22 protein-coding genes and 3 pseudogenes are annotated in these 25,335 nt (G+C 71.4%); 13 read left to right on the forward strand and 12 right to left on the reverse strand.

The genetic code is table 11. The annotated features are described in order from the left end of the window. Nucleotides 1-94: pseudogene (locus ACWD3D_RS05985) on the forward strand (septum formation family protein); the annotation flags it as partial. A gap of 281 nt (nucleotides 95-375) precedes the next feature. Continuing rightward, nucleotides 376-738 (forward strand): hypothetical protein, encoded by a 363-nt coding sequence (locus ACWD3D_RS05990; RefSeq protein WP_451459702.1) that lies wholly within the window; start codon nucleotides 376-378, stop codon nucleotides 736-738. A 155-nt stretch (nucleotides 739-893) separates the two neighbouring features. Here ACWD3D_RS05990 and ACWD3D_RS05995 read toward each other — a convergent pair whose 3' ends face one another. Beyond that, nucleotides 894-2,318: an aldehyde dehydrogenase gene (locus ACWD3D_RS05995; protein WP_451459703.1), complete on the reverse strand. Its 1,425-nt coding sequence runs from the start codon at nucleotides 2,316-2,318 to the stop codon at nucleotides 894-896. A gap of 123 nt (nucleotides 2,319-2,441) precedes the next feature. On the opposite strand from ACWD3D_RS05995, the gene ACWD3D_RS06000 reads away from it, so the two are divergent. The 4 genes and pseudogenes from ACWD3D_RS06000 (at nucleotide 2,442) to ACWD3D_RS06015 (ending at nucleotide 5,349) form a co-directional block, all read left to right on the forward strand. Continuing rightward, nucleotides 2,442-3,110, forward strand: a complete 669-nt coding sequence (locus tag ACWD3D_RS06000; protein ID WP_451459704.1) for a TetR family transcriptional regulator — start codon at nucleotides 2,442-2,444, stop codon at nucleotides 3,108-3,110. Between the two features lie 64 nt (nucleotides 3,111-3,174). Then, entirely contained in the window at nucleotides 3,175-3,882 is a 708-nt protein-coding gene (locus tag ACWD3D_RS06005) for an NAD(P)H-binding protein (RefSeq protein ID WP_451459705.1), read from the forward strand. Between the two features lie 231 nt (nucleotides 3,883-4,113). Beyond that, a pseudogene (locus ACWD3D_RS06010) lies at nucleotides 4,114-4,527 on the forward strand (cysteine hydrolase family protein); the annotation flags it as partial. 204 nt (nucleotides 4,528-4,731) lie between these two features. Further along, nucleotides 4,732-5,349 (forward strand): class I SAM-dependent methyltransferase, encoded by a 618-nt coding sequence (locus ACWD3D_RS06015; RefSeq protein ID WP_451459732.1) that lies wholly within the window; start codon nucleotides 4,732-4,734, stop codon nucleotides 5,347-5,349. An 8-nt stretch (nucleotides 5,350-5,357) separates the two neighbouring features. Here ACWD3D_RS06015 and ACWD3D_RS06020 read toward each other — a convergent pair. From ACWD3D_RS06020 to ACWD3D_RS06055, 8 genes and pseudogenes are all read right to left on the reverse strand, one after another. Then, nucleotides 5,358-5,774 (reverse strand): annotated as a pseudogene (locus ACWD3D_RS06020) (Uma2 family endonuclease); the annotation flags it as partial. Between the two features lie 128 nt (nucleotides 5,775-5,902). After that, entirely contained in the window at nucleotides 5,903-7,021 is a 1,119-nt protein-coding gene (serC, locus tag ACWD3D_RS06025; protein WP_451459706.1) for a phosphoserine transaminase, read from the reverse strand. A 158-nt stretch (nucleotides 7,022-7,179) separates the two neighbouring features. Further along, a complete protein-coding gene (locus ACWD3D_RS06030) occupies nucleotides 7,180-8,367 on the reverse strand; it encodes a cytochrome P450 family protein (protein WP_451459733.1) in 1,188 nt (395 codons plus the stop codon). 56 nt (nucleotides 8,368-8,423) lie between these two features. Next, the gene (locus ACWD3D_RS06035) at nucleotides 8,424-9,683 is read right to left on the reverse strand and encodes a cytochrome P450 (protein ID WP_451459707.1); all 1,260 of its coding nucleotides are present in this window, start codon (nucleotides 9,681-9,683) and stop codon (nucleotides 8,424-8,426) included. Further along, nucleotides 9,680-10,336, reverse strand: a complete 657-nt coding sequence (locus tag ACWD3D_RS06040; protein ID WP_451459708.1) for a GTP-binding protein — start codon at nucleotides 10,334-10,336, stop codon at nucleotides 9,680-9,682. Before ACWD3D_RS06040 ends, ACWD3D_RS06035 begins: the two co-directional genes overlap by 4 nt. Then, nucleotides 10,317-10,688: a DUF742 domain-containing protein gene (locus ACWD3D_RS06045; protein ID WP_451459709.1), complete on the reverse strand. Its 372-nt coding sequence runs from the start codon at nucleotides 10,686-10,688 to the stop codon at nucleotides 10,317-10,319. The genes ACWD3D_RS06040 and ACWD3D_RS06045 overlap by 20 nt, the downstream gene beginning before the upstream one ends. Then, complete coding sequence (locus ACWD3D_RS06050) at nucleotides 10,688-11,134, reverse strand: roadblock/LC7 domain-containing protein (protein WP_451459710.1); 447 nt, start codon at nucleotides 11,132-11,134, stop codon at nucleotides 10,688-10,690. Before ACWD3D_RS06050 ends, ACWD3D_RS06045 begins: the two co-directional genes overlap by 1 nt. Then, nucleotides 11,131-12,795, reverse strand: coding sequence for an ATP-binding protein (locus ACWD3D_RS06055; protein WP_451459711.1), 1,665 nt, complete (start codon nucleotides 12,793-12,795; stop codon nucleotides 11,131-11,133). Before ACWD3D_RS06055 ends, ACWD3D_RS06050 begins: the two co-directional genes overlap by 4 nt. Before the next feature lie 331 nt (nucleotides 12,796-13,126). Here ACWD3D_RS06055 and ACWD3D_RS06060 point away from each other — a divergent pair, with 331 nt between their 5' ends. Next, the gene (locus ACWD3D_RS06060) at nucleotides 13,127-15,982 is read left to right on the forward strand and encodes an FAD-binding and (Fe-S)-binding domain-containing protein (RefSeq protein WP_451459734.1); all 2,856 of its coding nucleotides are present in this window, start codon (nucleotides 13,127-13,129) and stop codon (nucleotides 15,980-15,982) included. A gap of 210 nt (nucleotides 15,983-16,192) precedes the next feature. Here ACWD3D_RS06060 and ACWD3D_RS06065 read toward each other — a convergent pair whose 3' ends face one another. Beyond that, the gene (locus ACWD3D_RS06065) at nucleotides 16,193-17,578 is read right to left on the reverse strand and encodes a Dam family site-specific DNA-(adenine-N6)-methyltransferase (protein WP_451459712.1); all 1,386 of its coding nucleotides are present in this window, start codon (nucleotides 17,576-17,578) and stop codon (nucleotides 16,193-16,195) included. Here ACWD3D_RS06065 and ACWD3D_RS06070 point away from each other — a divergent pair. After that, on the forward strand, nucleotides 17,554-18,324 hold the full coding sequence (locus tag ACWD3D_RS06070; protein ID WP_451459713.1) for a DUF7687 domain-containing protein: 771 nt from the start codon (nucleotides 17,554-17,556) through the stop codon (nucleotides 18,322-18,324). The two genes, ACWD3D_RS06065 and ACWD3D_RS06070, sit on opposite strands and share 25 nt — an antisense overlap. An 85-nt stretch (nucleotides 18,325-18,409) precedes the next feature. Here ACWD3D_RS06070 and ACWD3D_RS06075 read toward each other — a convergent pair whose 3' ends face one another. Together ACWD3D_RS06075 and ACWD3D_RS06080 are read right to left on the reverse strand one after the other, a co-directional pair. After that, nucleotides 18,410-19,561: a serine hydrolase domain-containing protein gene (locus ACWD3D_RS06075; protein WP_451459714.1), complete on the reverse strand. Its 1,152-nt coding sequence runs from the start codon at nucleotides 19,559-19,561 to the stop codon at nucleotides 18,410-18,412. A 95-nt stretch (nucleotides 19,562-19,656) separates the two neighbouring features. Then, nucleotides 19,657-20,592, reverse strand: coding sequence for a LysR family transcriptional regulator (locus ACWD3D_RS06080; protein ID WP_451459715.1), 936 nt, complete (start codon nucleotides 20,590-20,592; stop codon nucleotides 19,657-19,659). Between the two features lie 285 nt (nucleotides 20,593-20,877). Between ACWD3D_RS06080 and ACWD3D_RS06085 the strand changes: the two genes are divergently transcribed. The 5 genes from ACWD3D_RS06085 to ACWD3D_RS06105 all read left to right on the forward strand — a co-directional run bounded on the left by ACWD3D_RS06085 (nucleotide 20,878) and on the right by ACWD3D_RS06105 (nucleotide 25,137). Beyond that, on the forward strand, nucleotides 20,878-21,873 hold the full coding sequence (locus tag ACWD3D_RS06085; RefSeq protein ID WP_451459716.1) for an EamA family transporter: 996 nt from the start codon (nucleotides 20,878-20,880) through the stop codon (nucleotides 21,871-21,873). Between the two features lie 131 nt (nucleotides 21,874-22,004). Continuing rightward, nucleotides 22,005-22,319: a DUF6924 domain-containing protein gene (locus tag ACWD3D_RS06090; protein WP_451459717.1), complete on the forward strand. Its 315-nt coding sequence runs from the start codon at nucleotides 22,005-22,007 to the stop codon at nucleotides 22,317-22,319. A 161-nt stretch (nucleotides 22,320-22,480) separates the two neighbouring features. Then, nucleotides 22,481-23,107: a hypothetical protein gene (locus ACWD3D_RS06095; RefSeq protein WP_451459718.1), complete on the forward strand. Its 627-nt coding sequence runs from the start codon at nucleotides 22,481-22,483 to the stop codon at nucleotides 23,105-23,107. A gap of 127 nt (nucleotides 23,108-23,234) precedes the next feature. After that, nucleotides 23,235-24,065: a tetratricopeptide repeat protein gene (locus tag ACWD3D_RS06100; protein ID WP_451459719.1), complete on the forward strand. Its 831-nt coding sequence runs from the start codon at nucleotides 23,235-23,237 to the stop codon at nucleotides 24,063-24,065. A 211-nt stretch (nucleotides 24,066-24,276) separates the two neighbouring features. Further along, on the forward strand, nucleotides 24,277-25,137 hold the full coding sequence (locus tag ACWD3D_RS06105) for a TIGR03084 family metal-binding protein (RefSeq protein ID WP_451459720.1): 861 nt from the start codon (nucleotides 24,277-24,279) through the stop codon (nucleotides 25,135-25,137). The last annotated feature ends 198 nt before the right edge of the window (nucleotides 25,138-25,335 follow it).

The following is a 25,335-nucleotide window of genomic DNA, read 5'->3' on the forward strand; positions in this document are numbered from 1 at the left end:
GGGCATCGACCCGGGCAAGACGGTCGCCGCCCGCAAGGAGCTCGGCCTCTCCACCACCGTCCCGGCCGACGAAGCGGAGGTCTGGGCGGGCTGACGGCCGACAGCCCTGAAGCTTCCTTTTCCGGGGGCGGTGGTGAAGGAGGGACCGGCGCCGGGGCGCCGGTCCCTCCTTCGTGAGGCCGTAAGGGTCGTGCGGGTCGCGAGGCCGGTCCGATGCCCGGGGGACGCGCGCGGAGTCGGCCGGTCGGCCGTGGACCGGTTGGCGGAGTGCAGGTTCGTTTCGTCGCCATTCGTACGAGTGAGGCGGGGATGCGGGGTTCCTCCTGCTGGGGAGGAGAGGGCCGCGACAACCTCCCCCAGCAGAGAGACCCACCGATGCGTCTTCGCTCCGCCTTCCCCGCCGTTCTCGGCGCCGCCCTGCTCTTCGCCACCGTCCCCACTCCGGCCTCCGCCGCCGAGGGGCAGTTCCGCTACGACTACGTGACCGCCGAGGGGTACGACGCGACCGGCTTCCTCAACAACCCGCGAAGCGGCGTGTGCATCAACCTCCCGGGCGTAGGCCCGGAGAACCCCGAGCCCGCCCACTCGCCGAAGAATCGCACGGACGTGTGGGCGACGGTCTACGCCGACGCCGACTGCGAGGGAGCCTTCTTCAACCTTCGCCCGCACACCGGCGGAGGCACGGAGCGGCTCAAGGTCCGGTCGGTCTTCTTCGGGCCGTCGACGAGCGACGACTGAACCGCAGGTACGGGGCGGCGTGCGCCCGCGCCGGGCAGCACGCGCTCCTGCCTCCACCGCCACGGCCTCCACCGCACCCGGCGGCCCCGCCCGCGCGTCCAGCGCGCGCCGGCTGGGGCGGCGCGGTACCGCGCGGTCGCCGTGGCGGTGCGCGGTCAGACGGCGATGGTCTGGTACTCGACGTACTGGTTCAGGCCCACCGAACCGAACTCGCGTCCGATGCCACTGGACTTGAAGCCGCCGAAGGGGCCGTCCTTAGCGGGCGCCGCGCCGTTGACCAGCACGATGCCGGTCCGTATCCGGCGGGCGACGGCGAGGGCGCGCTCCTGGTCGGCGGACCAGACACCGCCGCCGAGCCCGTAGTCGGAGTCGTTGGCGATGCGGACGGCATCGTCCTCGTCGTCGAAGGGGATGACCACCAGCACCGGGCCGAAGATCTCCTCGCGGGCGATCCGCATGGTGTTGTCCACATCCGCGAAGAGGGTGGGTGTGACGTAGTAGCCGCCCTCCAGGCCCTCGGGGACCTCCGGGCCGCCGGTGACCAGTCGGGCGCCTTCGCTGATCCCGAGCTCGATGTACGAGCGCACGCGCTGCTGTTGGTCGGCGCGGACCATCGGGCCGATGAACGTGGCCGGGTCGGACGGGTCGCCCACGACCAGGGTCTCCATCATGGCCTTGACCGCCTGGACGACCTCCTCGTAGCGGCTGCGCGGGGCCAGAATCCTGGTGTGGGCCTGGCAGTTCTCTCCGTTGTTGCCCAGCGAGTGGAACTTCAGCCCCTTGGCCACTTCCGTGGGGTCGGCGTCTTCCAGCACGATCACGGCCGACTTGCCGCCCAGCTCCAGGCTGACCCGCTTGAGCTGCGCACCCGCCGTGGCGGCGATCGCGCGTCCGGCGGCGGTCGAGCCGGTGAAGGCGACCTTGTCGACGCCCGGATGGGCGACCAGATACTCGCTCGTCTCACGGCCGGCGGGCAGCACGGAGACGACACCCTCGGGGAAACCGGCCTCGGCGAGGACCTCCGCGAGGGCGAGCGAGTCGACCGCGGTCTCCGGGGACGCCTTGAGGACCACGGTGCACCCCGCCAGCAGAGCGGGCACCAACTTGACCAGGGCCGACTGGTGCGGGGCGTTCCACGGGATGATCGCGGCGACCACACCGACCGCCTCGCGGCGCAGCAGTGCCCCGGACGGCAGCACCGACTCCCAGTCCAGGTCCGCAGCGGCGCGCAGGTATGCGGCGGTCTGCTCGGGCAGGCCGTGCACGTTCAGGCTGGTGGTGATCGAGATCGGTGAGCCGTTCTCGGCGGTGATCAGCGCGGCCATCTCGGCGGCGCGGGAGCTGTAGAGCTCCTGGAGGCGTGCCACCGTCTTCTGCCGCTCCTCGGGGGACAGTCGCGGCCACGGGCCGTGGTCGAACGCCTCACGAGCGGCGGCCACCGCGGCATCCACGTCGGCCGGGGTCGCGTGCGGCACCGTGCCGACGAGTGACCGGTCGTGCGGGGAGTGGACCTCGATGACCTCTGTACCGGCCGGAGCCGACCAGCGGCCTCCGATGAAGAGCTTGTCGTACGACGTCATGGCGTATCTCGCTTCCGGTGCTACGGGACGGGGACGTTTTGCAGACCGTCGGTCTGTTACGTCCTCCAACTTAAGGGACCACCGGTCTGATGTCAAAAGACCGGGAGTCTGTAAACTGGGGGCATGACGAACTTCCAGCGCGCCCGCAGCGAGGAGCAGCGCGAGATCCGGCGACGGGCGATCCTCGACACCGCTGCCGCGATGCTCGACGAGATGCCCGTCGCGGCGGTCAGCCTGAACGAGCTGAGCCGACGGGTCGGTCTCGCCAAGTCGAACGTGCTGCGGTACTTCGAGTCGCGCGAGGCGGTCCTGCTGGAACTGCTCGACCTCGCGTGGAAGGAGTGGACGTCCGAACTGCCCGCACTGCTGGCCGAGGCCGTCGATGACGAGGCTGCGGCCGACGAGCGGGGGGAGCGGTTCGCGGCCGCGGTGACCGACTCCCTCGCCGAACGGCAGGTGCTCTGCGACCTGTTCAGCGCGCAGGCCGGCGTCCTGGAGCACAACGTGTCGCCGGACGTGGCCGCCCGGTACAAGCGGGCCGCCCTCGGGAACGTGGCGGGGCTCACCACTCTCGTCCGCCTGCACCTCCCCGAACTCGGGGATCAGTCGGAGGAGTTGGCGGCCTCCGTCATCATGGTCGCCGGGGCCGTGTGGACCCACGCCCGTCCCTCGCAGGCGATGCTCGACGCCTACGAGGCCGATCCGTCCCTGGCCGCCCTGAGGATGGACTTCACCACCTCGCTGCGGCAGATGCTCGCCACCTTCACCGCGGGCGCCCTGGCCCGCGCCTGACCCGATCCACCGGTACTGGTCCTGAGCCCGGCCTTCGCGCCCCACACCTCACCTGGAGCACCCTTTGCGCGTTCTCGTGTTCGGAGCGTCCGGCATGGTCGGACACGGTGCCCTGCGCGCCTGCCTGCTCGACGACACCGTCACCGAAGTGCTCGCCGTCGTCCGGCGCCCGCTGGACCTCGACCACCCCAAGCTGCGGCAGATCGTCCACGCCGACTTCACCGACTACACCTTTGTGATGGACCGGCTGAAGGACGTGGACGCCTGCTTCTTCTGCCTCGGAGTGTCCGCCGTGGGGCGCGGGGAGGAGGAGTACACGCGGGTCACCTACGACTACACGCTCGCCGCCGCCCGGGCCGTGCACGCCGCCAGCCCGTCACTCACCTTCGTCTACGTATCCGGTGAGGGCACGGACACCACCGGGACGAGCCGTCAGATGTGGGCGCGGGTGAAGGGGCGCACGGAGAACGACCTCCTCGCCCTGGGGATGGACGCGCGCATGTTCCGTCCCGGCTACATCCAGCCCGTCGACGGGGCCGTCTCGCGTACCCCGCTCTACCGCGGCCTGTACGCCGTCATCGGATTCCTGTTCCCTCTCCTGCGGCGCGCCTTTCCCCGTCACGTCACCACCACCGAGGCCGTGGGGCGCGCCATGCTCGCTGTCGTCCGGCACCCGGGCGCCGGGCCCACGATCCTGCGCAACCCCGACATCAACCGCCTGGCGGCGGGCGGACCCGCGCAGGGGCCGGGGCGGGGAGCCGCGCGCACCTGATCGCGGGAGCCCCACGCCGGGTTGCGCGTCACCGCCCCGCTGTTCTACCGGATCGGAGTCCGGTGGGCCTGCGCTGCTTCCCCCCGACGGCGACGGGACCCCTCCCGGAGCCACGGCCCTCACCGTACCGAACGGTCTCGTGGCCCCGGACCCACGATCGGGCGGGGCGGCAAGCCCTCCGTCGCCGCCCCGCCTTCCGGCCGCCCCACCGAGTCCCTACGCTTTCCTCCCATGCCGAACACCTCCGCTCTTCTCGTCATCGACATGCAGAACGACACGGTGGCCCTTGCCCACCGGGCCGCCGAGACCGTCGCCGTCCTCGTCGATCTGCGCCGACGCGCGCACGAGGCGGGCGCGTTGGTCGTGACGGTGCAGGACGGTGGCGGTGGCACTGAGGTCGGTTCCGAGGGCTGGCAGGTGGTGCCCGAACTCACCCCCGGCGCCGAGGAGGCCGTCCTCCGCAAGACCGCCCCGGACAGCTTCCTCTCCACCGGTCTCGACGCCCTGCTGAAGGCGCACGGAGTCACCGAGGTGGTCGTCACCGGGTTCGCCACCGAGATCTGCGTGGACACCACCGCACGTTCCGCGCTCAGCCACGGGTACGACCTGGTGCTGGTGGCCGACGGGCACACCACCTCCGTGCGGGGCGCCGACGACGGTGCGTACGCCGCTCCGGACCAAGCGGTGAGCCACCACAACGCGATCTTCCGGAACTTCCGCCACCCCGGACGCAGCAGCCGGGTACTGAACGCCTCGGACGTGGAGTTCGAGCAGCCGGGCCCCGCACGGCCCGAGCCCGAGGCCCCCGAACCCGACTTCGTACGCGCCACCCGGAACTCCTACGACGTCATGGCCGCCGACTACTCCACCCGGTTCCGCGCCGAACTGGACGCCAAGCCGCTGGAACGCGCGCTGCTCGCCGGGTTCGTGGACCTCGTACGGGAGACCGGCGGAGGCAAGCCGCTCGCCGACGTGGGATGCGGTACGGGGAGGGTCACCGGCCACCTGCACGGACTCGGCGCCGACGTGTTCGGGATCGACCTGTCACCCGGAATGCTCGCGGTGGCCCGCGCCGAACACCCCGGCATCCGGTTCGAGGAGGGCTCGATGCTCGCGCTCGACCTGCCGGACGGGTCGCTGGGCGGGCTGCTCGCCTGGTACTCGGTCATCCACATCACCGACGCCCTGCTCCCCGCCGTCTTCGCCGAGTTCCACCGGGTACTCGCCCCGGGAGCGCACGTACAACTCGGCTTCCAGGCCGGGGACGGTACCCGCCACCGCACCGACGCCTGGGGGCGCCCGATCGAACTCGACTTCCACCGCCGCCGGCCCGAGGCCGTCTCCGCCCTGCTCGACGCGGCGGGCTTCGAGCCCCGGGTACGTACCGTGCGCGAGGCCGACACCGACGGCGCGTTCCCGGAGCCGACCCCGCAGGGGTTCGTGCTGGCGCGCAAACCCCTGGGCTGAGCGGGCGGTCAGTCGGCCGGTCGTGCCGACTCGGCCGTGCGGGTACCCGCCGCGACGAGTTCCGCCACGTCGAGCGACACCTCGGCCCCGATCGAGGCGGGCAGCGTGACCGTCTGACCGGGGGCGTACACCTCGTGCCGGTCGTAGGACGAGCCACCCGGCTCGGTGAGCACGTGGACCCGGCCGTGACGGCGGTCCAGGACCACGTACACCGGGACCTTGGCCTCCGCGTACACGGTCGGCTTCAGGTGGAGGTCGCTGCGGTAGTTGCTGGAGGTGACCTCCAGCACGAGACGGAAGACGGCCGGGTCGTAGCAGTGGTTCTCGGCCCGATGGGCGTCGAAGTCGGCGTCCACGAGGCCCAGGTCGGGGATCACGTAGTCCTGTGGACCACCGGGGAGCCAGAGGCCGATGCCCTGGAGCAAGCGTGCCGCTGCTCCCTCCGTCGCGAAGCCGCAAGATCACTCGCGAGGGTGAGGCGGTACGGCGACGGCCCCGCACACCGAGGTGTACGGGGCCGTCGCCCAGGCGGTGAGCCGGGGTGCCGCAGCGGTTACAGCTTCTCGATCACGTAGTCGATGCAGGCGGTCAGCGCCTGGACGTCCGCCGGGTCGATCGCCGGGAACATCGCCACGCGCAGCTGGTTGCGGCCCAGCTTGCGGTAGGGCTCGGTGTCCACGATGCCGTTGGCGCGGAGCACCTTGGCGATCGCGGCGGCGTCGATGTCGTCCGAGAAGTCGATCGTGCCGATGACCTGCGAGCGCTTCGCCGGGTCGGTGACGAACGGGGTGGCGTGCTTCGACTCCTCGGCCCAGCCGTAGAGGTTCTGGGAGGAGGCGCGGGTGCGGCCGGTCGCGAAGTCCAGGCCGCCCTGGCCGTTCAGCCACTTCAGCTGCTCGTTGAGCAGGAAGAGGGTGGAGAGGGCCGGGGTGTTGTACGTCTGGTTCTTCGTCGAGTTGTCGATCGCCGTGGGCAGCGAGAAGAACTCGGGGACGTGGCGGCCGGAGGCGTGGACGCGCGCCGCGCGCTCCAGGGCCGCCGGGGAGAACGCCGCGATCCACAGGCCGCCGTCGGAGGCGAAGGACTTCTGCGGGGCGAAGTAGTAGACGTCCGTCTCGGTGATGTCGACCGGCAGACCGCCGGCGCCCGAGGTGGCGTCGACCACGACGAGTGCTCCCTCGTCGGCACCGGCGACACGCTTGATCGGCGCCGCGACACCCGTGGAGGTCTCGTTGTGGGTGAAGGCGTAGACGTCCACGCCCTCCTCGGCCTGCGGCTCCGGGTGGGTGCCGGGCTCGGAGGAGATCACGGACGGGTCCGCCAGCCAGGGCGCGAGCTTCGCGGCCTTGGCGAACTTCGAGGAGAACTCACCGAAGTTCAGGTGCTGGGACTTCGTCTCGATGAGACCGTGCGTCGCGACGTCCCAGAACGCGGTGGACCCGCCGTTGCCGAGAACGACCTCGTAACCCTCGGGGAGGGAGAAGAGGCTGCGCACACCGTCGCGTACCTCGCCGACCAGGTTCTTGACCGGGGCCTGGCGATGGGACGTACCGAGGAGAGAGGTTCCGGTGGCGGCCAGCGCGTCGAGCGCCTCCGTCCGCACCTTGGAGGGCCCGGCGCCGAAGCGTCCGTCGGCGGGCTTGATGTCAGCGGGAATCTGGATATCGGCCACGAGTCGGAGCGTAGTCCCTCGGGGACGGGGCGAAAGACCCTGTCCGTCCGGTGAGACGGACGCTCCGACCCGTGGACAACACGGAGGCCGGTGCGGTAGGGCGCGTCCGGCGGATCTCGACCAGGTCCTGATCCACCGGACACCCCCTGGGCGGGGCGTCAGCCCAGGGTGACCGGGAGTTCGAAGAGGTCGTTCTGGGTCACGATCGGCTTGTTCCGCAGCTCGGCGGCGGGCACGGCGAGCTCCAGCTCCGGGAAGCGGGCGTACAGCGCGGGGAGCGCGACGGCCGCCTCCAGGCGGGAGAGCGCGGCACCCGGGCAGATGTGCGGACCGTGGCCGAAGGAGAGGTGGCGGTTGGGGGAGCGGGTGAGGTCGAACTCCGCTGCGTCCGGGCCCCATTGCTTCTCGTCCAGGCTGAGAGCGGCGAACGAGACCATCAGCCCCTCGCCCCTCGGCAGCACCCGGTCGCCGATGGTGATGTCCTCGGTGGCGAAGCGGATCAGGACGTGCGAGGTCGGCGACGACCAGCGCAGCGTCTCCTCGATCGCACCCTCCCAGGTCGCCCCGCCGGAGAGCACCAGCGCGCGCTGCTCGGGGTGGGTCTGGAGGGCGACGACGGTGTTGACGATGAGGCTGATGGTGGTCTCGTGACCGGCGGCGATGATCAGCTTGAGCGTGTTGAGGATCTCGTCGTCGGTGAGACGGTCGCCGTCCTCGGAGGCGTTCAGCAGCGCACCCGTCAGGTCGTCGGCCGGGGACTCCTTCTTCTCGTCCAGGATGCGTGTGAACAGGCTGTGGATGTCCCCCATCACCTGCGGGACCTCGGCCGGCGGCGTCAGGTTGGAGAAGAACTTGTCGAAGAGCTCCTTCATCCGGGGCAGGTCCTCGGTGCCGATGCCCATCAGCTCGCTGATGACGTTCATCGGCAGCGGGTAGGCGAACTCGGCCTTCAGGTCCACGCTCTCGCCCGCCGGGCGGCCGGCGAGCCGGTCGAGCAGCTCGTCGGTACGGGCCTGGATGCCCTCGCGGAGCCGCTCCACCCGGCGTACGGTCAGCGCCTGGGCGACCAGGCCGCGCAGCCGGCGGTGCTCGGCGCCGTCCGAGGTCAGCATGGTCTTACCGGGGTTGACCAGGCCGATCAGCGGCCAGTCGGCGGCGATCTCGCCGCGCTGCCACGCGTTCCAGACGTCGATGTCCTTCACCAGGCGCGGGTCCGTGAGGGCCGCCTTCGCCTCGGCGTGGTGGGTGACGGCGTAGATGTGGACCCCGCCGGGCAGCTCCACGGGGACCAGCGGACCGGCCGCGTGCAGCCGGGCGCTCTCGCCCCTGAGGTCGCCGACGAACATGTCGAGGACGATCCGCTCCTCGTCGCGCGCGCCGGTCGGTTCCGTGGTCGTCGCGGTCACCGCGTGCCTCCAAGGGCGGGAGTGGGAGTGAAGCGGACAGGCAACTCGGTGAGCCCGCGCAGCCACGGGGACGGGCGCCGGGTGAGGTCCTCGGCCCGGACCGCGAGATCGACGTCGGGAAGCCGGTCGAGGATCGCCTCGATACCGGTACGGGCGATGATCTCGGCGGTCTCCTGGGCGGGGAACGGGCAGCGGTGCTCGCCGTGGCCGAAGGAGAGGAAGGCGTTGTTGCCGCCGGTGAGGGCGGAGCCGTCGGTGCGGACCTGGGGGTCGGCGTTGGCGGCGGCGACTCCCAGGATCAGCAGGTCACCGGCCTGGATGTGCTTGCCGCCGAGGTGGGTGTCGCGGCTCGCCCAGCGGCCGGCCACGTTCTGCGTGGGGGTGTCCTCCCACAGCACCTCGTTCATCGCCTCGGCGACGCTGTGCCGGCCGCCGGAGAGCGAGGCGGCGAACCGGTCGTCGGTGAGCATCAGCCGCAGCGAGTTGCCGATCCAGTCGGCGGTCGGCTGGTGCGCGGCGGCCATCATGACCATGAGGTCCCGGGAGACCTCGTCGTCGGTGAACTCGCCGGCGTCGGCGAGCATCCGCGACGGTACGTCGTCCTCGGGTTCGGCGGACCGCTCGGCCACCAGCCCGATGACGGAGCCGGCGATGTGGCGCTGCCCGGCGAGGGCGTCCGGACCGCCGTTGATCATGTCGTTCATCGCCTTGACGAGGGCGGGGCCCGCCTCGTCCGGAAAGCCGAACAGCTTGGCGAGGACCCGGACGGGCAGCAGCATCGCGTACTCCGCGATCAGGTCGCAACCGCCGTTGGAGCAGAAGGCGTCGATCAGCTCGTCCGCGAACGCCTCGGTGTACTTGCGGAGTTCGAAGGGATCGGCGCCCTCCAGTGCCGAACTGATCACCTGTGAACGGCGGCTGTGCCGCTCGCCGACGGTGTACAGGATCGACGGCTGGTCCTTGCTGATCATCGGGTGCAGGGGCCAGTCGTCGGGAATGTCCGGCCACTGGTTCCAGATCTGCGAGTCCCGGGTGAACAGGGCCGGATCGGTGGTGACCTGGTGCAGTTCGCGATAGCCGAGGACGAGCCAGGCCGGTACGTCACCGGGCAGCACGATCGGCGCCACCGGCCCGTGGTCCCTGCGGACCTCCCGGTACAGCTGGTGCGGTTCGGTGGCGAACCGGGGCCCGGACAGCGGTACGGGACCGGGGTCCTTGGCCGCGCCCTGACCGTGGTCGACGGGACACGAGTTCACGAGGTGGTCTCCGAGGTTCTGCCGGCCGCCTCGGGGGCGCCCGCGAGCGCCCCTTCCGGAGTCCGGGCGCGGGCGGCGGACAGCGCGTGGAGGTGCTCGACGAGCGTGATCAGGACGTACTTGCTGGACGACCGGTCGCGGGCGTCGCACTCCACCAGCGGTACGTCCGGCGAGAGGTCGAGGGCGTCACGGATCTGCTGCTCGGTGTGGAGCGGGCCGCCGAAGTCGTTGCACGCCACGATGAACGGCGTGCCGTGGTGCTCCAGGCGGTCGATGGCGTACCAGGAGTCCGCGAGCCGACGGGTGTCGACCAGGACGACGGCCCCCAGCGTGCCGGAGAAGAGCCGGTCCCACAGGAACCAGAAACGTTCCTGGCCGGGCGCTCCGAAGAGGTACAGCACAGAGCGTTCGTCCAGGGTGATGCGGCCGAAGTCGAAGGCGACCGTGGTGGACGCCTTCGACTGGACGCCGTCGAGGTGATCGACGGCCTCGCCCGCGCGCGTCATCGTCTCCTCCGTGTTGAGCGGACGTATCTCGCTCACGGAACGGACCATGGTCGTCTTGCCCACGCCGAATCCGCCGACGACGACGATCTTCAGTCCGTTGTCGGCCGTCGCCCGAAGGGCGGCGCGGTCAGAGGTTGCGGAGTCCAACGAGCACCTGTTCCAGGATGTCGGGGGCGGGGAGCCGGTCCGAGACACGGGCGGTACGGGGATGGCGTGCGCTGATGCGGCCCGTGTCGAGCATGTCGCCGAGCATGATGCGGACGATGCCGACCGGCAGTTTCAGGGTCGCGGAGATCTCCACCACCGCGGTGGGGCGCTCGCACATCCGCAGGATCGCGACGTGCTCCGACTGCATGCCGGGGGCCGGTTCGCACTCGGCGACGACGAGCGTCACCAGGTCGAAGGCGTCGGAGTCCGTCCGGCTGCGACCACCGGTGAGGGTGTAGAGCCGGTCGGGGGAGTCGTCACGACCGGGGCGGGGGCGCGGCACCGGGGGCATCAGCCGGTGGTTCCGGTGTCGGCGCCCGACCCGTCGGACGGGACGGCGGGATCGCGGGGCGGAGCGACCAGGTGTTCGCCGAGCTGCTCGACCAGCTCGCTCATGTTGTGCCCGACGAGGCCCACGTCGGAGTCCTCGGCGGCGACGACCGCCAGATGGGCGCCCGCGCCGGCCTCCACGATGAACAGCACCCCGCCGTGGAACTCGGCCATCGCGGACCGTACGCCGCCGGTGCCGTCACCGAACTCGACGGATGCGCCGTGCGAGAGGCTCTGGATGCCCGCGGAGATCGCGGCGAGCTGGTCGGCCTGGTCCACGGAGAGTTCGGGTGTGCGGCACAGCTTCAGGCCGTCCCGGGAGAGCACGAGCGCGTGCCGGGCGCCCGGCGTGCGTTCGAGCAGACCCTCCAGCAGCCAGTTCAGCTTCTCGTCGGTGGTCGCGGTCATCGGGTGTTGCCTTCCGGGAGGGTTACGTTGGCCCGTACTGCCTGGCTGAAGGTGGAGAAGCGCTCGGCCTGCCTCTTCGCGTCGTTGGCCCGGTCCCGGGGGGTCGCGGAGTCGACGGGGGCGGTGGCCGTCGCCCGGGACTCGGCGGCGGCGAAGGTGCGGCCCCGGCGGCGCCGGGGCAGCCCGCTCTCACCGAACTTCGGGAAGGAGCCGGTCGATTCGGCCTCGGACTCGGGGACGGGGGTGGCCTCGCCCTCGGCCCGGGACCCGGCGGCGGGCGTGGTGTCAGGGGCCTCGGCCTTCGCGGGCTCGGCCTTCGCGGTGTCCACACCCGGCCGGGCGTCGCCCTCGGGGAGGGCCGCCGAGGAGTGGGCGGGCTCCGGTTCGGGCGTACGGGGCTTCGGCTCGGGCGTACGGGGCTCCGGTTCGGGCGTACGAAGCTTCGGGACCACGGTCGGGAGCGACGGGGTCGCGGCACCCTGCGGGGTACGGGAGATGAGTTCCTGGGGCAGCATCAGCAGGGCGCCGGTGCCGCCGCGCGCGGAGGGCCGGAAGGAGACCCGCAGGCCGTGCTTGCGGGCCAGGCGGCCGACGACGGCGAGGCCGAGGCGGGTGCCGGAGAGCGCGGTGAAGCTCTGGTCGTCCGGGGAGACCGCCTGTTCGGCGCGGCGGAGCTGCACGTCGCTCATGACGAGCCCGCTGTCCTCCACGGTGATCACCACACCGGCCGGTACCTCTTCGACGTACACGTGTACTTCGGCGGTGGGCGGCGAGAAGTTGGCAGCGTTGTCGAGGAGTTCCGCGAGCGCGTGCATGACGCCCTCGGCCGCGTGCCCGGCGATGGCCACGTCGCTGGTCGAGTGCAGCCGGATGCGCCGGTATCCACTGATCCGGCCCATCGCGCCGCGCAGGATGGACTCCATCACGATCGGCCGCGCCCAACGGCGCCCGGAGCGCGCCCCGGTCAGGACGGCGACGGAGTCGGCGAGCCGGCCCGCCTGGGCGGTGCGGTGGTCCAGGTGGAGAAGGTCGCCGAGGACGTTCTCGTCGGAGTGCCGGTTCTCCATTTCCCGCAGGTCGGCCAGCATGCTGGTGGCGAGTGCCTGCATGCGGCTCGCCGCGTTGGCGCCCGTCGAGAGGGCGGCGGAACGCTCCCGCTCGACCTGGGCGAGGCGGGCGGTGAGTGCGGCCTTCTCACCCGCGAAGCGTTCCCGGTCGGCCTCGTTCTCGGCCGCGCGCCGGTCGGTCTCGGCGGCCAGCCGCTCCTTGGCCGTGGCCGCCTCGGCGGTGGCCCGGGCGAGTGCGGTGGCCGCCTCGGAGGCGGCGCGGGTGGCCTCGGCGCGGGAGGTGGCCTTGATCCGGGCAGCCTCCGCGGTGAAGCGCTGCGCGTCCGCGGAGGCGGACGACACCAGGCGGGTGGTGTCGTCGGTGAACCTCCGGCTGTCGGCCGCCCGGGCCTCGCGCAGCGCCCGTGCGGTGCCCAGGGCGTGGGCGGCGACGGTCACGGCCACGGTCAGTGCGACGGCCGCCGCACCCGCCCCCCAGGCCAGGGGGGTCCGCACCGAGACGGGGGCAACGGTGGCGGCCCATACGCACAACGAGCCAGAGACGACTGCCGACACCAGCGCGGCGAGCGCGGTCGACCGGGTTGAGGGGCGCAATCGGAGTCCTTGGGGCGGACGGCACGGGCGGCGCCGACCGGTCGGGCGACGCTCGCTGGTCGGGCGACGCTGGTCGGGGCGCCGGCCGGTCGGGCGGCGCGGCGGACGCTGCGAGTGGGGGGCGGTCGGGACACGGCCTTCGTCGCGGAGAGTGAGTGGGCCGTAACAACTGGAGCTGATTGTTCCAGCGCAAGTCGTGCTCACTATAGGAGAATTGAGGGTCCTTTTGGGAAGTGATCGTGGCGTTCTCTGTCTGTTCTGTGTTGCGTATGTGACCGTGCGGGCGGTGTTGTCCGAAGAGTGCACGTACCCGCCCGGCATGCTGGTGACCATGGCCGAACCGCACGCCCTCAGCGACGCCCTGGCCCGGGACCTGGCCCGGGACCTCCGCTCCGAGGTCCGGGGGGAGACCTCCTTCGAGGCGACCGCCCGGGCGCTCACCACCATGGACGCCTCCAACTACCGGCGTGTCCCCCTCGGGGTCGTCGCCCCGCGCGACGCCGACGACGTCGCCACCGCACTCGCCGTCTGCCGCGCCCACGGGGTGCCCGTGGTGCCGCGCGGAGGCGGTACCTCCATCGCGGGCCAGGCCACCGGTCGTGGCGTCGTCCTCGACCTCACCCGGCACCTGGACGCCGTCGCGGAGCTGGACCCGGAAGCCCGTACCGCCGTCGTCCAGCCCGGCGTCGTCCTGGACGACCTGCGGGCCGCCGCCGCGCCGCACGGACTGACCTTCGGCCCCGACCCGTCCACCCACAGCCGCTGCACCCTCGGCGGCATGATCGGCAACAACTCCTGCGGTGCGCACTCCGTCGCCTGGGGCACCACCGCCGACAACGTCCACACCCTCACCGTCGCCCGCTACGGCGGCGACACCCTGCGCCTCGGCCGGGGCTGGGGAGCGGGCCCTTCGGGCGCCCCCGCCGGGCTGAAGGAGTTCGTCGACCGCAACCTCGCCCCGCTCCGCACCGGCTTCCCCGACCTCCCGCGCCGCATCTCCGGGTACGCGCTCGACGCCCTGCTCCCCGAACACCCCGGCGGCCCCGACCTCGCCCGCGCCTTCTGCGGCAGCGAGGGCACCCTCGGCGTCGTCACCGAGGCCACCGTCCGGCTGGTCGAGTCGCCGCCGGCCCGTGCCCTCGCCGTCCTCGGCTACCCGGACGAGGCCGCCGCCGCCGAAGCCGCTGCCGGGCTCCTCGTCCACGGCCCGCTCACCGTCGAAGGCATGGCCGCCGACCTGGTGCGCGAAACGGTCGGACTGCCCCGCGGCGGTGCCTGGCTCTTCGTGGAGACCGGCGGCGCCACCCCCGCCGAGGCCCGGGACCGCGCGACCCGGATCGTGCGCGCCGCCGACGCGCTCGACGCGGCCGTCGTCACCGACCCCGCCGGACAACGCGCCCTGTGGCGCCTCCGCGAGGACGCGGCCGGGACCGCCACCCGGATGCCCGACGGCACCGAGGCATGGCCCGGCTGGGAGGACTGCGCCGTACCGCCCGCCCGCCTCGGCCCGTACCTGCGCGCGTTCCGCGCCCTGCTCGTCGAACACGGGCTGCGCGGGACCCCGTACGGCCACTTCGGCGACGGCTGCATCCACGTCCGCGTCGACTTCGACCTCCGCACCCCCGCCGGCATCGCCCGCTTCCGCCGCTTCTCCGAGGACCAGGCCCGCCTCGTCGCCGCCCACGGCGGCTCGCTCAGCGGCGAACACGGCGACGGACAGGCCCGCGCCGAACTGCTCCCGCTCATGTACGGGGACGAACTCGTCTCCCTCTTCGGCGGGTTCAAGGACCTGTGGGACCCGTACGGCGGGATGAACCCCGGCATGCTGGTCCGCCCCGACCCGCTCGACAGCAACCTCCGCTTCGGCGTCCTGCCCAGACGCCCGGTCGACGTCGCCTTCGGATACTCCGAGGACGGCGGCGACTTCACGGCGGCGGTCAGCCGCTGCGTGGGCGTCGCCAAGTGCCGTACGACGGCGGCACCCGGCGCGGGCGTCATGTGCCCCTCCTTCCGCGCCACCGGCGAGGAGAAGCACTCCACGCGCGGCCGGGCCCGGCTGCTGCACGAGATGCTCGCGGGCGAGATCGTCACCGACGGCTGGCGCTCGACGGAGGTCCGCGACGCGCTCGACCTCTGCCTCTCCTGCAAGGGCTGCCGCAGCGACTGCCCCGTCGGCGTCGACATGGCCACCTACAAAGCGGAGTTCCTGCACCACCACTACCGGGGCCGGCTTCGCCCCGCCGCGCACTACGCCATGGGCTCACTGCCCCGCTGGCTCCGCCTCGCCGCCCCTTTCGCCCCTGTACTCAACGCCCTGGCCCGGGTCCGCCCGCTCGCCGCGCTCGCCAAGCGGCTCGCCGGCATCGCCCCGGAACGCCCGATCCCGGTGCTGGCACGGCAGACCCTGACCCGGTGGTGGGCGGGCCGGCGGGAGGCGGCCGGGACGGGGCAGGACGGGGCTGTGCTGCTGTGGCCGGACACCTTCACCACCCACCTCTCCCCGCAGGTGGGGCGCGCGGCCGTCCGGGTCCTGGAGTCCGCCGGGCGGACCGTGCACCACCCGGGGGCGGGGCTCTGCTGCGGACTGACCTACGTCTCCACCGGCCGGCTCGACCGCGCCCGTACGGTCATGCGGCGCACCCTGGACCGGCTGGGCACCTCGCTCGGCGAGCCGCTCGGCCGCCCTCTCGTGGTCCTCGAACCGAGCTGCGCCGCCACGCTCCGCACCGACCTCCCCGAACTCCTCCCGGACGACCCGCGATCCGCCGAACTCGCCGCCTCGGTGCGGACCTTGGCCGAGTACCTGGAGGAGTACGCCCCCGACTGGAACCCACCCCGCCTCGACCGCGAGGTGACCGGCCAGACCCACTGCCACCAGCACGCCGTACTCGGTGACGCCGCCGACCGGCGGTTGCGCGAACGGGCCGGACTGGAAGGCGAGTTGTCGGGAGGATGCTGCGGGCTCGCGGGCAACTTCGGTTTCGAGAAGGGGCACTGGGACGTCTCGGTGGCCTGCGCGGAGGAGCAACTGCTCCCCGCCGTGCGTTCGGCCGCCCCCGGGACGGAGATCCTGGCCGACGGCTTCTCCTGCCGCACTCAGCTGGAGCAGCTCGCGGGCGTACGCGCCAAGCACCTGGCGGAGGTGCTGGCGGAAGGGCTGGAGCGTGAGAGCGATCCGGAGCCCTGATCGTCCACCGGCCCCGTCGGTTCCCGTTCGGGGACTTCGTGGAGGAGCGGCGGAACGGGTGATGCGGGGCAGGCGGGGGCCGGATGCCGTATCGGGCAGTGTGCGTAACTCTGTCCGAGGGTGACGTCCGAAGGCGATGTCCGAGGGTGACGCCCGAGAGGGATGTCCGAGGGTGATGCCCGAGGGTGATGTCCGAGGGGCGTAAATTTTTCACCCTGGGTGGGCGGCGTGCCAAGCCGACATTATTTCCGGGCGAATTCGACCGCGCGCCGGAACGTCCAGCCCTTCGCCACGCGCCCAGACGCGCACCTCGGCCGCTGAAGGAACCCTGGGGCCTGGAGTCGCGAAAAGGGTAAGCGTCTCTTCCGGTTCCTTCTTTTCCTTCGGTGCGTCGTCCTGGTCGGTTTTCCCAGGAAGGATGCACGGATAGTTGGTGAAGACCAAATCCCAGCTTCCGCGACTCTTCGATTGAAGGTTGATGTCGCGACGTGTGGCCATGCGTGCGACGTCGAATTTTTTGAAGATTTCACGAGCGAGCGGCGTATCGCTATTCGTCATAGTCACGTACACCCCGCGATCACTGGCATCGGACATGGCTGCCGCCAACCGGTGCTGATCCTCCTCGCCGAACTGCTCCGACGTATACCGCTTGAAGTCCGAAAACTCGCTCAGGGGGATGTAGGGCGGGTCAAGGTAAACCCAGTCACCGGACTGTGCTTGCTTGAGGGACTCCGTGAAATCTCTGTGACGAATATCGGCGCCGGCAAGGCTTGCCGATGCCGCTACGAGAGTCGCTCGATTGTAGTAGGGGCGGTCGTATTCGCCGTAGGGGACATTGAAGCCGCCCTTACGGTTGACTCTCCAGAGACCGCGGAATCCCGTCTTGTTCAGGTAAATCACTCGCGCGGCTCGCTCCGCGTCCGAAAGCGTTTCGACGTCGAGGGCGCGCTCTTTGTTGTAGAAATCGCGGTTGTTCGGCATCTCGTCCAGAAGTGCCATGATCTTTTCTGGATCCTCGGCAACCTGCTGGAAGCAAATAACCAGCTCCCGGTTCGCGTCCGACAGGGATGCGTTCGAAGGGCGCAGCTCGAAGAAGAGTGCGGCACTTCCCATGAAAGGCTCAAGGTATCGGCCGTACGAAGGCGGGGCGATGGCGGCCAGCTGCTCGGCGTACCTCGTCTTGCCGCCGGCCCACTTCAGGAAGGACTTGCCGTCACCCTGGCGAGTGCTACTCATCGTCTGTAGACCCATCGTCGTCACGGCGGGCAGTCTACAGGTTTTGTGGATGATCGTGCGGTCTTGATCCAGTTCGGCAAGCGAGTGAGAAGCCTGCGCGAAAGCAGGGAATTGTCTCAAGAAAGGCTTGCCGAACGCGCTCACCTCCATCGCACGTATATCGGAAGCGTGGAGCGTGGTGAGCGGAATATCAGCCTTTTCAACATCCACCGGCTCGCGCGCGCCCTCGGTGTAGCGCCAGGTGAACTCCTGGGTGACGGTGGGGAAGTCGAATGAAGCGGGAACCGGGGTTTGCGGCGGCGCGTTGGGATGATCCCTTCTGGCATGCTGTCCGCATGCTGGCCGATCAGCGGGCGGCACAGCGTGGAAAGTACTCCAGCGCTATCACTCCCGGGGAGATAATATCTCTGCTGAGCTCCGTGGGAACTCCTTCGGCCGCAGGGGTGGTCGGCTACTTGAAGAGCCGTGAAAGCGTCCTGAGTGGCGTTTCCGCCTATTGGGGAAAGCGTCGGGAGGTATCCGACACGCTGTTCTCCCTCATGCGAACGGAAGAAGAGGCCAGGGCGGACTATGCAAGTCTTTCCGACCAGGTCCTCCAGAGCTACGGTGTCAAGCTGGACGGGTATCACAAATCCCCGAAGGTCCTCGTGAATTCTGTCGATGCGGTCGTGTTTCGCGAATGCAAGCGCAGTGGAATTCCGGCAAATACAAACCCTCAGAGCAGGGCGATGCTGATCTCGGATGACCATATATGGGTGTCTCCTCGGCGCCTTGACGGGGCAATTCCCGACTTGCTCAACCCCGTCGCGCTCTGGGAGATCAAGGAGTACTGGGGGAAGACTCGCGGTGGGTCCAAGATGTCTGATGCGATATACGAGCTCAACCTCGTCGGGCTCGAACTGCGCACATTCGAAGAAGCTTTCGGTGTGCATGTGAATCACTACGCCATTCTGGATGGCCGCAACCAGTGGGCGAGCCGAAAGGCCGACCTCCGCAGGGCGGTGGACCTCCTCTACTCCGGCCTGCTGGATGAACTGGTCGTCGGTCGAGAGGTTCTCACCGAGTGGCCTCGCATCGTCGCGGAATGCTGTGCGCTGGCGAAGTAGCGAGCAAGTGCGTTCCCGGAGCTGATCGCGTGCGGGACGGCGGTGGTGCCGACGGGCTCCACGCGCACCTTGGGGCCGCCCCCGGTCAGGCGGCCCGTACCGCCCGTACCGCCCGTACCACCGCGTCCACCAGGGGTGTGTTCTCCGGTGCCTCGCCGCCCGGGTAGGCGTAACGGCGGCGGGTGTAGCCGTACGCGATGCCCTGTTCCGGGTCGGCGAACGCCTGTGATCCGGCCGCGCCGGAGTGGCCGAACGCGTACGCGCTCAAGGCGGGGTACTGGCCCGACGACCGCCGGAAGCCCAGCCCGAAGGCGTCCTCCGCGCCGGTCACCAGGTCGGTGCCGGGCCAGGAGAGGCGTGCGAACTCGGTGGCGGTGTCCGGTGTCAGCAGCGGGGCCGCGCCGTCCACCTCGGAGACGGCCGCCGCGTACATCCCGGCGAGCCCGCGCGCGGACCCCACACCCCCGGCCGACGCCGAGCCGAGCCGGCGGACCACCGGCAGGGCGGCCCAGCTCGCCAGGTCGGTCGGCAGGTTGAACGCGGCGGCGAACACGCCCTCCGGGTCCGGAGGGAAGGCGGTCAGGGTCTCCGCCTGTTCCGGCGTCGGTGCCATCGGGCGTATCGGTACGAAGCGGGGTTCGAGTGCCTCGGGCAGGCCGAGGTACAGCTCCAGGCCGTACGGGGCCCGGACACGCTCCTCGTACAGCTCTTGGATCGACCGGCCGGTGGCCCGGCGTACCACCTCGCCGGTCAACGCGCCGATCACCACGGCGTGGTAGCCGTACGCCGTGCCGGGCTCCCAGAACGGCTTCTGCCGCACGAGCCGTTCGGCGACCAGCCGGTCGTCGGCCAGCTCCTCGTCGGTGAACCGGGGGTCGGCGCCGACCAGCCCACTGCGGTGCGCGAGCAGCTCCCGCAGGGTCAGCGAGTCGGTACCGGAGGCCGCGAACTCGGGCCAGTACGAAGCCACCGCACGGTCCAGGCCGAGCGTGCCGTCCTGCACCAGCAGGGCCACGATCAGGTGCGCGGCCCCCTTGGTGGAGGAGAAGACGGGGAGCAGCGAGGTCGCCTCGACGCCCTCGCCCGCCCACAGGTCCACCACGGTCCGGCCGTGCAGGCGCACCGCGAGCTGGGAACCGGGCTCGGTGGTGTCCTCGGCGAGTACCGCCGCGAAGGTGTCCCGTACGTCCTCGAAGCCGGGTGCGACGGTGCCGTGCACGGTGATGTCGTACGTCATGCGATGGTCCCCTGACGTCGGAACGGATGGCGGACCTTGCGGGGGCGGGGCGCTTTCAGACACTGCCAACCGCTCTGCTGGGCACGGGTATTCCCTCAGAGGCCACGTTTCTCCGGCGCGACTGCCGCGCCCCGCCCGATGATCTCCCGGGCGAGTGCGCCGAGTTGGGGCAGCGCGGGGTGTCCGGGGCCGTCGCGGCGGGCGAGCAGGACAGGCAGTGGCGGGGCGTCCGTGAGCCGGATGAAGACGACTCCGGAGTGCGGGTGCATGTCGGCGGTGGACGCGGCCGAGACGCCCGAGCCGCGACCCGCTGCGATGGCGGTGAGCCAGTCGTCGGTGTTGGCGACGGTGACCGTGGCGGTGGGCCGCGCGTCCGGGGGCCAGAGGGCCGGCGTGGTGGAGCCGGACACCGGGTTCAGGACCACCGGCCCGCTTGCCAGATCGGCGAGCGTCAGCGCGGTGCGGCCGGCGTGGGGCCCGTCCGCCGTGACCGCCGCGACCCTGGGCTCGGTGAACAGCACCTCGGTGACCAGCCCCGGCGCCTCCACCGGACCGCGCAGCAGTGCCGCGTCCACCTCGCCCCGGGCGAGCCCGGCCGTACGGTCGTCGATGCGCAGCAGCTCCAGCGGGGTCTGCGGATACCGCGCCTGCCAGGTGCGCAGCAGCGGAGTGGTGTAGGGGCCGAACGCCGACCAGGCGTGCCCGAGCCGCAGGGGGCGTCGCTGCGGGCGCCCGGGGTCCGTCGCGTCGTCGAAGGCGCTGACCGCGAGCGCCGCCCGGTCCCGGAAGGCGACGCCCTCCGGAGTGAGGGCCAGGTGGTGGGTGGAACGGTCGACGAGCCGGGTGCCGAGGTGGGCCTCCAGCGCGGCGAGGGTGCGGGAGACGGCGGGCTGGGTGAGGCCGAGGCGGGCGGCGGCCCGGGTGATGTTGCGCTCGTCGGCGACGGCGAGGAAGGCCCGGAGGTGCCGCAGTTCGATCGAGTGCCCGCCGCCGGGTCGTCGCGTGTCGTCTCCGTGCTCACCGGTGCTCATGCGTGCGGAGCATAACCGGAGCGCGGAAGGCATTTCACGGGCGGCACGCGGCTGCCTACGGTGACTGGGTGGGCTTCCGCGCGAAGTCTGGTTTGATGTTCTACGTAGTTCAATATGTTGTACTTGGGTGGAGGGGGCCGACCCAGCCGGTCGAGCCGCCGGTCGGGTCACTGGTCCGGCTGCCGGTCGGGTCACTGGTCCGGCCGCTGATCGGGCCGCTGGCCCGGTTGCCGGCCCGGTTGCGCCCGCCCCGCCCCCGTACTCGCCGATTCCGGAAGGCATCCAGTGAACGACCAGCGCAGCGCCGTAGAGCCGGCCGCAGCCGTCACCGTCCCCGAGGCGGTGACCGCCATCGACGGAGCGCCCGAGGCTCCCACCGGCGGTGCGCACGGCTCCGGCGCCGGGCTGTCGGCGGGACGCGGTGCCGCGCTCGTACCGGTCGCCCTCGTGGTCGGCGGCGTGGTCTCGGTCCAGTTCGGTTCGGCCGTCGCCGCGCTGCTGATGCCCAGGGCCGGCGCGTTCGGCGTGGTGACGCTGCGGCTGCTGGTCGCCGCCGTGGTGCTGCTCGTCGTCTGCCGCCCCAAGGTGCGCGGCTACACCCGCGCCGACTGGGGCACCGTCGTCGCGTTCGGTGTGGCGATGGGCGCGATGAACAACCTCTTCTACCAGGCGCTCGACCGCATCCCGCTCGGCATCGCGGTCACCCTGGAGGTACTCGGCCCGCTCGCCCTCTCCGTCATCGCCTCCCGCCGCCTGATCAACTTCCTGTGGGCAGGTCTCGCCCTCGTCGGAGTGGGGCTGCTCGGCGGCGCGGGCGGCTTCGGCCGTCTCGACCTGCTGGGCGCCGGCCTCGCGGTCGCGGCCGGCGTGATGTGGGCGCTGTACATCGTGTTCAGCTCCCGCACCGGCCGCCGCTTCCCGAAGGCGGACGGCCTGGCCCTCGCCATGGCCGTGGCCGCCGTCCTCTCGCTCCCCCTCGGTATCGCGGAGTCCGGCACCAAGCTGGCCGTCCCGACCACCGTCCTGCTCGGCGCCGCGGTCGCCCTGCTCAGCTCCGTGCTCCCGTACACCCTGGAGATGATGGCGCTCCGCCGCCTGCCCGCCTCCACCTTCGCCGTCATGATGAGCCTCGAACCGGCCATCGCCTCGCTGGCCGGCTTCCTCATCCTGGACCAGGCCCTCTCCACCACGGACGCACTCGCCATCGCGCTGGTCATCGGCGCGAGCGTCGGGGCGGTACGGGGGCAGGCCGGTGGGGGGCGGAAGAAGAAGCGGCCCTAGCCAGGGGTGTCCTGACGATGCGGGCCGGGCGCCCACCGAGGGTGCGACGGCGCCCCGGTGGGCGCCCGGACTCTGTCGGTGGGGCGTGTGAGGATGCCCGGTGACCGCCTGTTCCGAGTGAGGGAGACGGTGTGCGAGACCTGCCCGCGTTCGAGCCGGCCGAAGGGTACGCGGACGACGGTTTCGACCCCGTCGTCATCCGGACCGACTACACGGACGACGAGGCATGGCGGGCCACGGTGGCCGGGCTGTGCAGCCTGTGGGGCGAGGGCAGCGAGGTCGAGGCGTGGTTCCACCTGATCGACGACCCGCCCGCCCGCGAGTTCCGTACCGTGCCGGGCGAGGTCCACGGCGTCCAGGTGGGCCTGGCCCTCGCCAACGTGGACTTCCAGGAGTGCGCCGGCATGGCTTCCGAGGACCCCGAGGGTGTGCTCCGGACGCCCTGACACCCTTCTCGCGGCCGCGCCCCCAAGGGGGAGTGATCGGCTCTCGGCGCCGCCTTGAGATCCTTGTGCTCTACGCAGCCGACGCGTCCTTCGGGATCCGCGCCGACGGTTTCGCGCACCGACGGTTTCGTGCCCGTTCGACGAAGGAGCAGTGGGAACAGGTGGAGGATCGGCCGGAGCCGTTTCTGATGTGGGTCGAGGACGTGTTCACTCACAGCCAGGGCCGCGCGCTCCTCGTCACCGGCCGGATCGAGCGGGGCCGGGTTCGCGTCGGCGACGACGTGGAGGTCGTCGGCGGCAGGGGCGGCGGTGTGCCTGTCCGTGTCGCCGGGATCGAAGGGCCGGGCGGCGGGACGTCGCGGACCGCCCGCGCCGGACAGGCGGACGCGGGTACGAACGTCGGTCTTCTTCTGCCGGGTTCCGTGGAGAGCCTGGTCGAGAGGGGACAGGTCCTCGCGCGGCCGAGGTCGATCGGCGCGTACGGCACGTTCCATGCGGACATCGCCCTGTCGGTGGAGGCGGAAGCGGAGGAGCGCGGCGGCGCTCAGATCCGCACCGGCGACCAGTGCACCTTTCACTTCGGTTCCGACGGGGTGCGGGGCACCGTGACGCTGCCGCCCGGGACCGACGTACTCCACCCGCTGCACACGGCTCGCGTGACGGTCACCCTGGGCGGGGCGGTGGCCCTGGAGAACGGGTGGCCGTTCACCTTCCGTTTCCGGGGGCGCGCGGCCGGAGCGGGGACGGTGACCGCGCTCATCGAGGCGGCACCACGCGTTGCTCCGTGACGCATGGGGGCAACACCAGGTCACCCGCGCAGGAGAACTCCTGCTGGGACGCGCCTCCAGGGCGCAAGCGGTCGCTCTCTCTGCCGCCTCGCCGGGCGACCCGCGCGCCATCCGTATGCTCCCGGTCATGAAATTCTTCCGGCCACGCGGTCGAAGCGACGCCCAGAAGATGACGGGAACACCCCTGGCCGAGGCCAAAGCGCTGTACGAGGCGGGGCGTTACGCCGAGGCGGAAGTCGAAGCACGTGCTGTGGCGCGATCGAAGACAGACGACCAGGCATACGCGGCAGCGGCGTTGAACATCGCCGCTCTCGCGACGGGCGCTCAAGGTCGCAACGCCGAGGCGCTCGCCACCTACGACGAAGCGCTGGCCCGCTTCAGCAGGATATTCGGCGCCGATCACTACCTGACGTGGAAGCTGCGCTCGGACCGCGCCCAGCATGTGATCTCGCTCGGTGAGTACGCCGAGTGCGAGGCGGAGTGTGCGGCCGTCACCGCATTCGCGGCCCGCGGAACCGGTCCGGAAATGACTCGCCTGGCAGCGGTTGCCCGCAACGGACTGGCCTTCGCCCTCAACGCGCAGGGGCGCCATCAGGAGGCCGAGGCGCTCGCCCGCGAGGGCCTGGCCGCCTGCCCCGCACGTGAACCGACGTCACTCGTCCTGCGACTCGGTCTGGCCCGCAGTCTCAACGGCCAAGCCCGCCACGAAGAAGCCCTCGCCGAGGCGCGGCGCGCAGACAGTCAGTACCGAGCTCTGCCCGAGCGCCAGCGGCTCCCGGAGCGGGGCGCAGTCGAACTCGTTCTCGCAAACGCTCTGTCGGGCTTGGACCGAGTCCGCGAGGCCCGCAGCCTGGCTGTAGCCGCTTACGATGCCTGCTTGGCCTCCTTCGGCCCGGACCATCGCCGCACGGTCGAGGCCCGAACGCTGCTCGATCGCATGGACGGTGCGCGGCCGTAGGCGCCTGCTCCCGCTCGCTGCCCTCGCCCGCTGCCCTCGCCCGCTGCCCTCGCTCGCTGCCCTCGCTCGCTGCCCACCCTCAGGGATCCTGAGAGGGTGGGCGGGAGGTCGGCGAGAACCCGGACGCAGAAAATCATGCAAGCACGCTTGCTTGTTTCTCCGGCCGCTGGAATGCTCCGGGGCACCACGCCATGCCCCGAGGGGAGCGCACGTGTCCGATGCCATCGCCGTGATCGACGATCTGCGGGACGAGAGCGAAGAACTCGACGCTCTGGTAGCCGAGTTGAGCGACGAGGAGTGGGCGGCGGCAACCCCCGCGCCCGGCTGGACGATCGCACACCAGATCGCCCACCTGACCTGGACCGACGGGGTCGCGGTGACCGCCGCGACGGACCCCGACGCCTTCAAGGCGGAGGTGGAGGCCGCGCTCGCCGCGCCGGAGAGTTTCGTGGACGAGGCCGCCGGTGCGGCCGTCACGGGCGCCTCGCCGAAGGAGCTGCTGCGGCGGTGGCGGGCCGGGCGGGAACGGCTCCAGGGGGTATTGCGGGAGGCCGTTCCCGGGACCCGCATCCCCTGGTACGGGCCGCCGATGAGCCTCGCCTCGATGGCGACCGCGCGACTCATGGAGACCTGGGCGCACGGGCAGGACGTGGCCGACGCGCTCGGGGCCGTACGGGCCCCGACCGACCGGTTGCGGCATGTCGCCAGGATCGGCGTACGCGCCCGGGAGTACGCGTACTTCGTGCGGGGCCTCACGCCGCCGGGTGAGGAGTTCCGGGTGGAACTCGAAGCGCCGGACGGCGGGTTGGTCGCGTTCGGACCCGAAGGCGCGGCCCAGCGGGTCACCGGGCCGCTGCTGGACTTCTGCCTGCTGGTGACCCAGCGGGCCCACCGCGACGACCTCGCGCTCCGGGCGGTCGGCGTCGAGGCGGACGCCTGGCTGGACATCGCGCAGGCGTTCGCGGGGCTGCCGGGTGCGGGGCGCGCGCCACGCGGGGGCAAGGACGCGGGCGGGGGCAGGAGAGAGGGCGGTAGCGACCCTTCGAGCGCCCCTGGGAGTGACGCCATATGACCATCCCGCCCACGCAGTCCACGCAGTCCACGCAGCCCACGCTGTCCTCGCGGCCCTCGCCCGCACAACCCGAATCCGTGCGGCCCACTCCCGCGCAGTCCGTACCCGCGCAGACCCCCGCCGCGCCGCTCGGCCCTCTCGCGGCCCCCGCGAATCCCGCCCCGCTGATCGCCTCCCCGCCCGTGTCGATCCCCGTCT

Source organism: Streptomyces sp. NPDC002690, assembly GCF_053592415.1.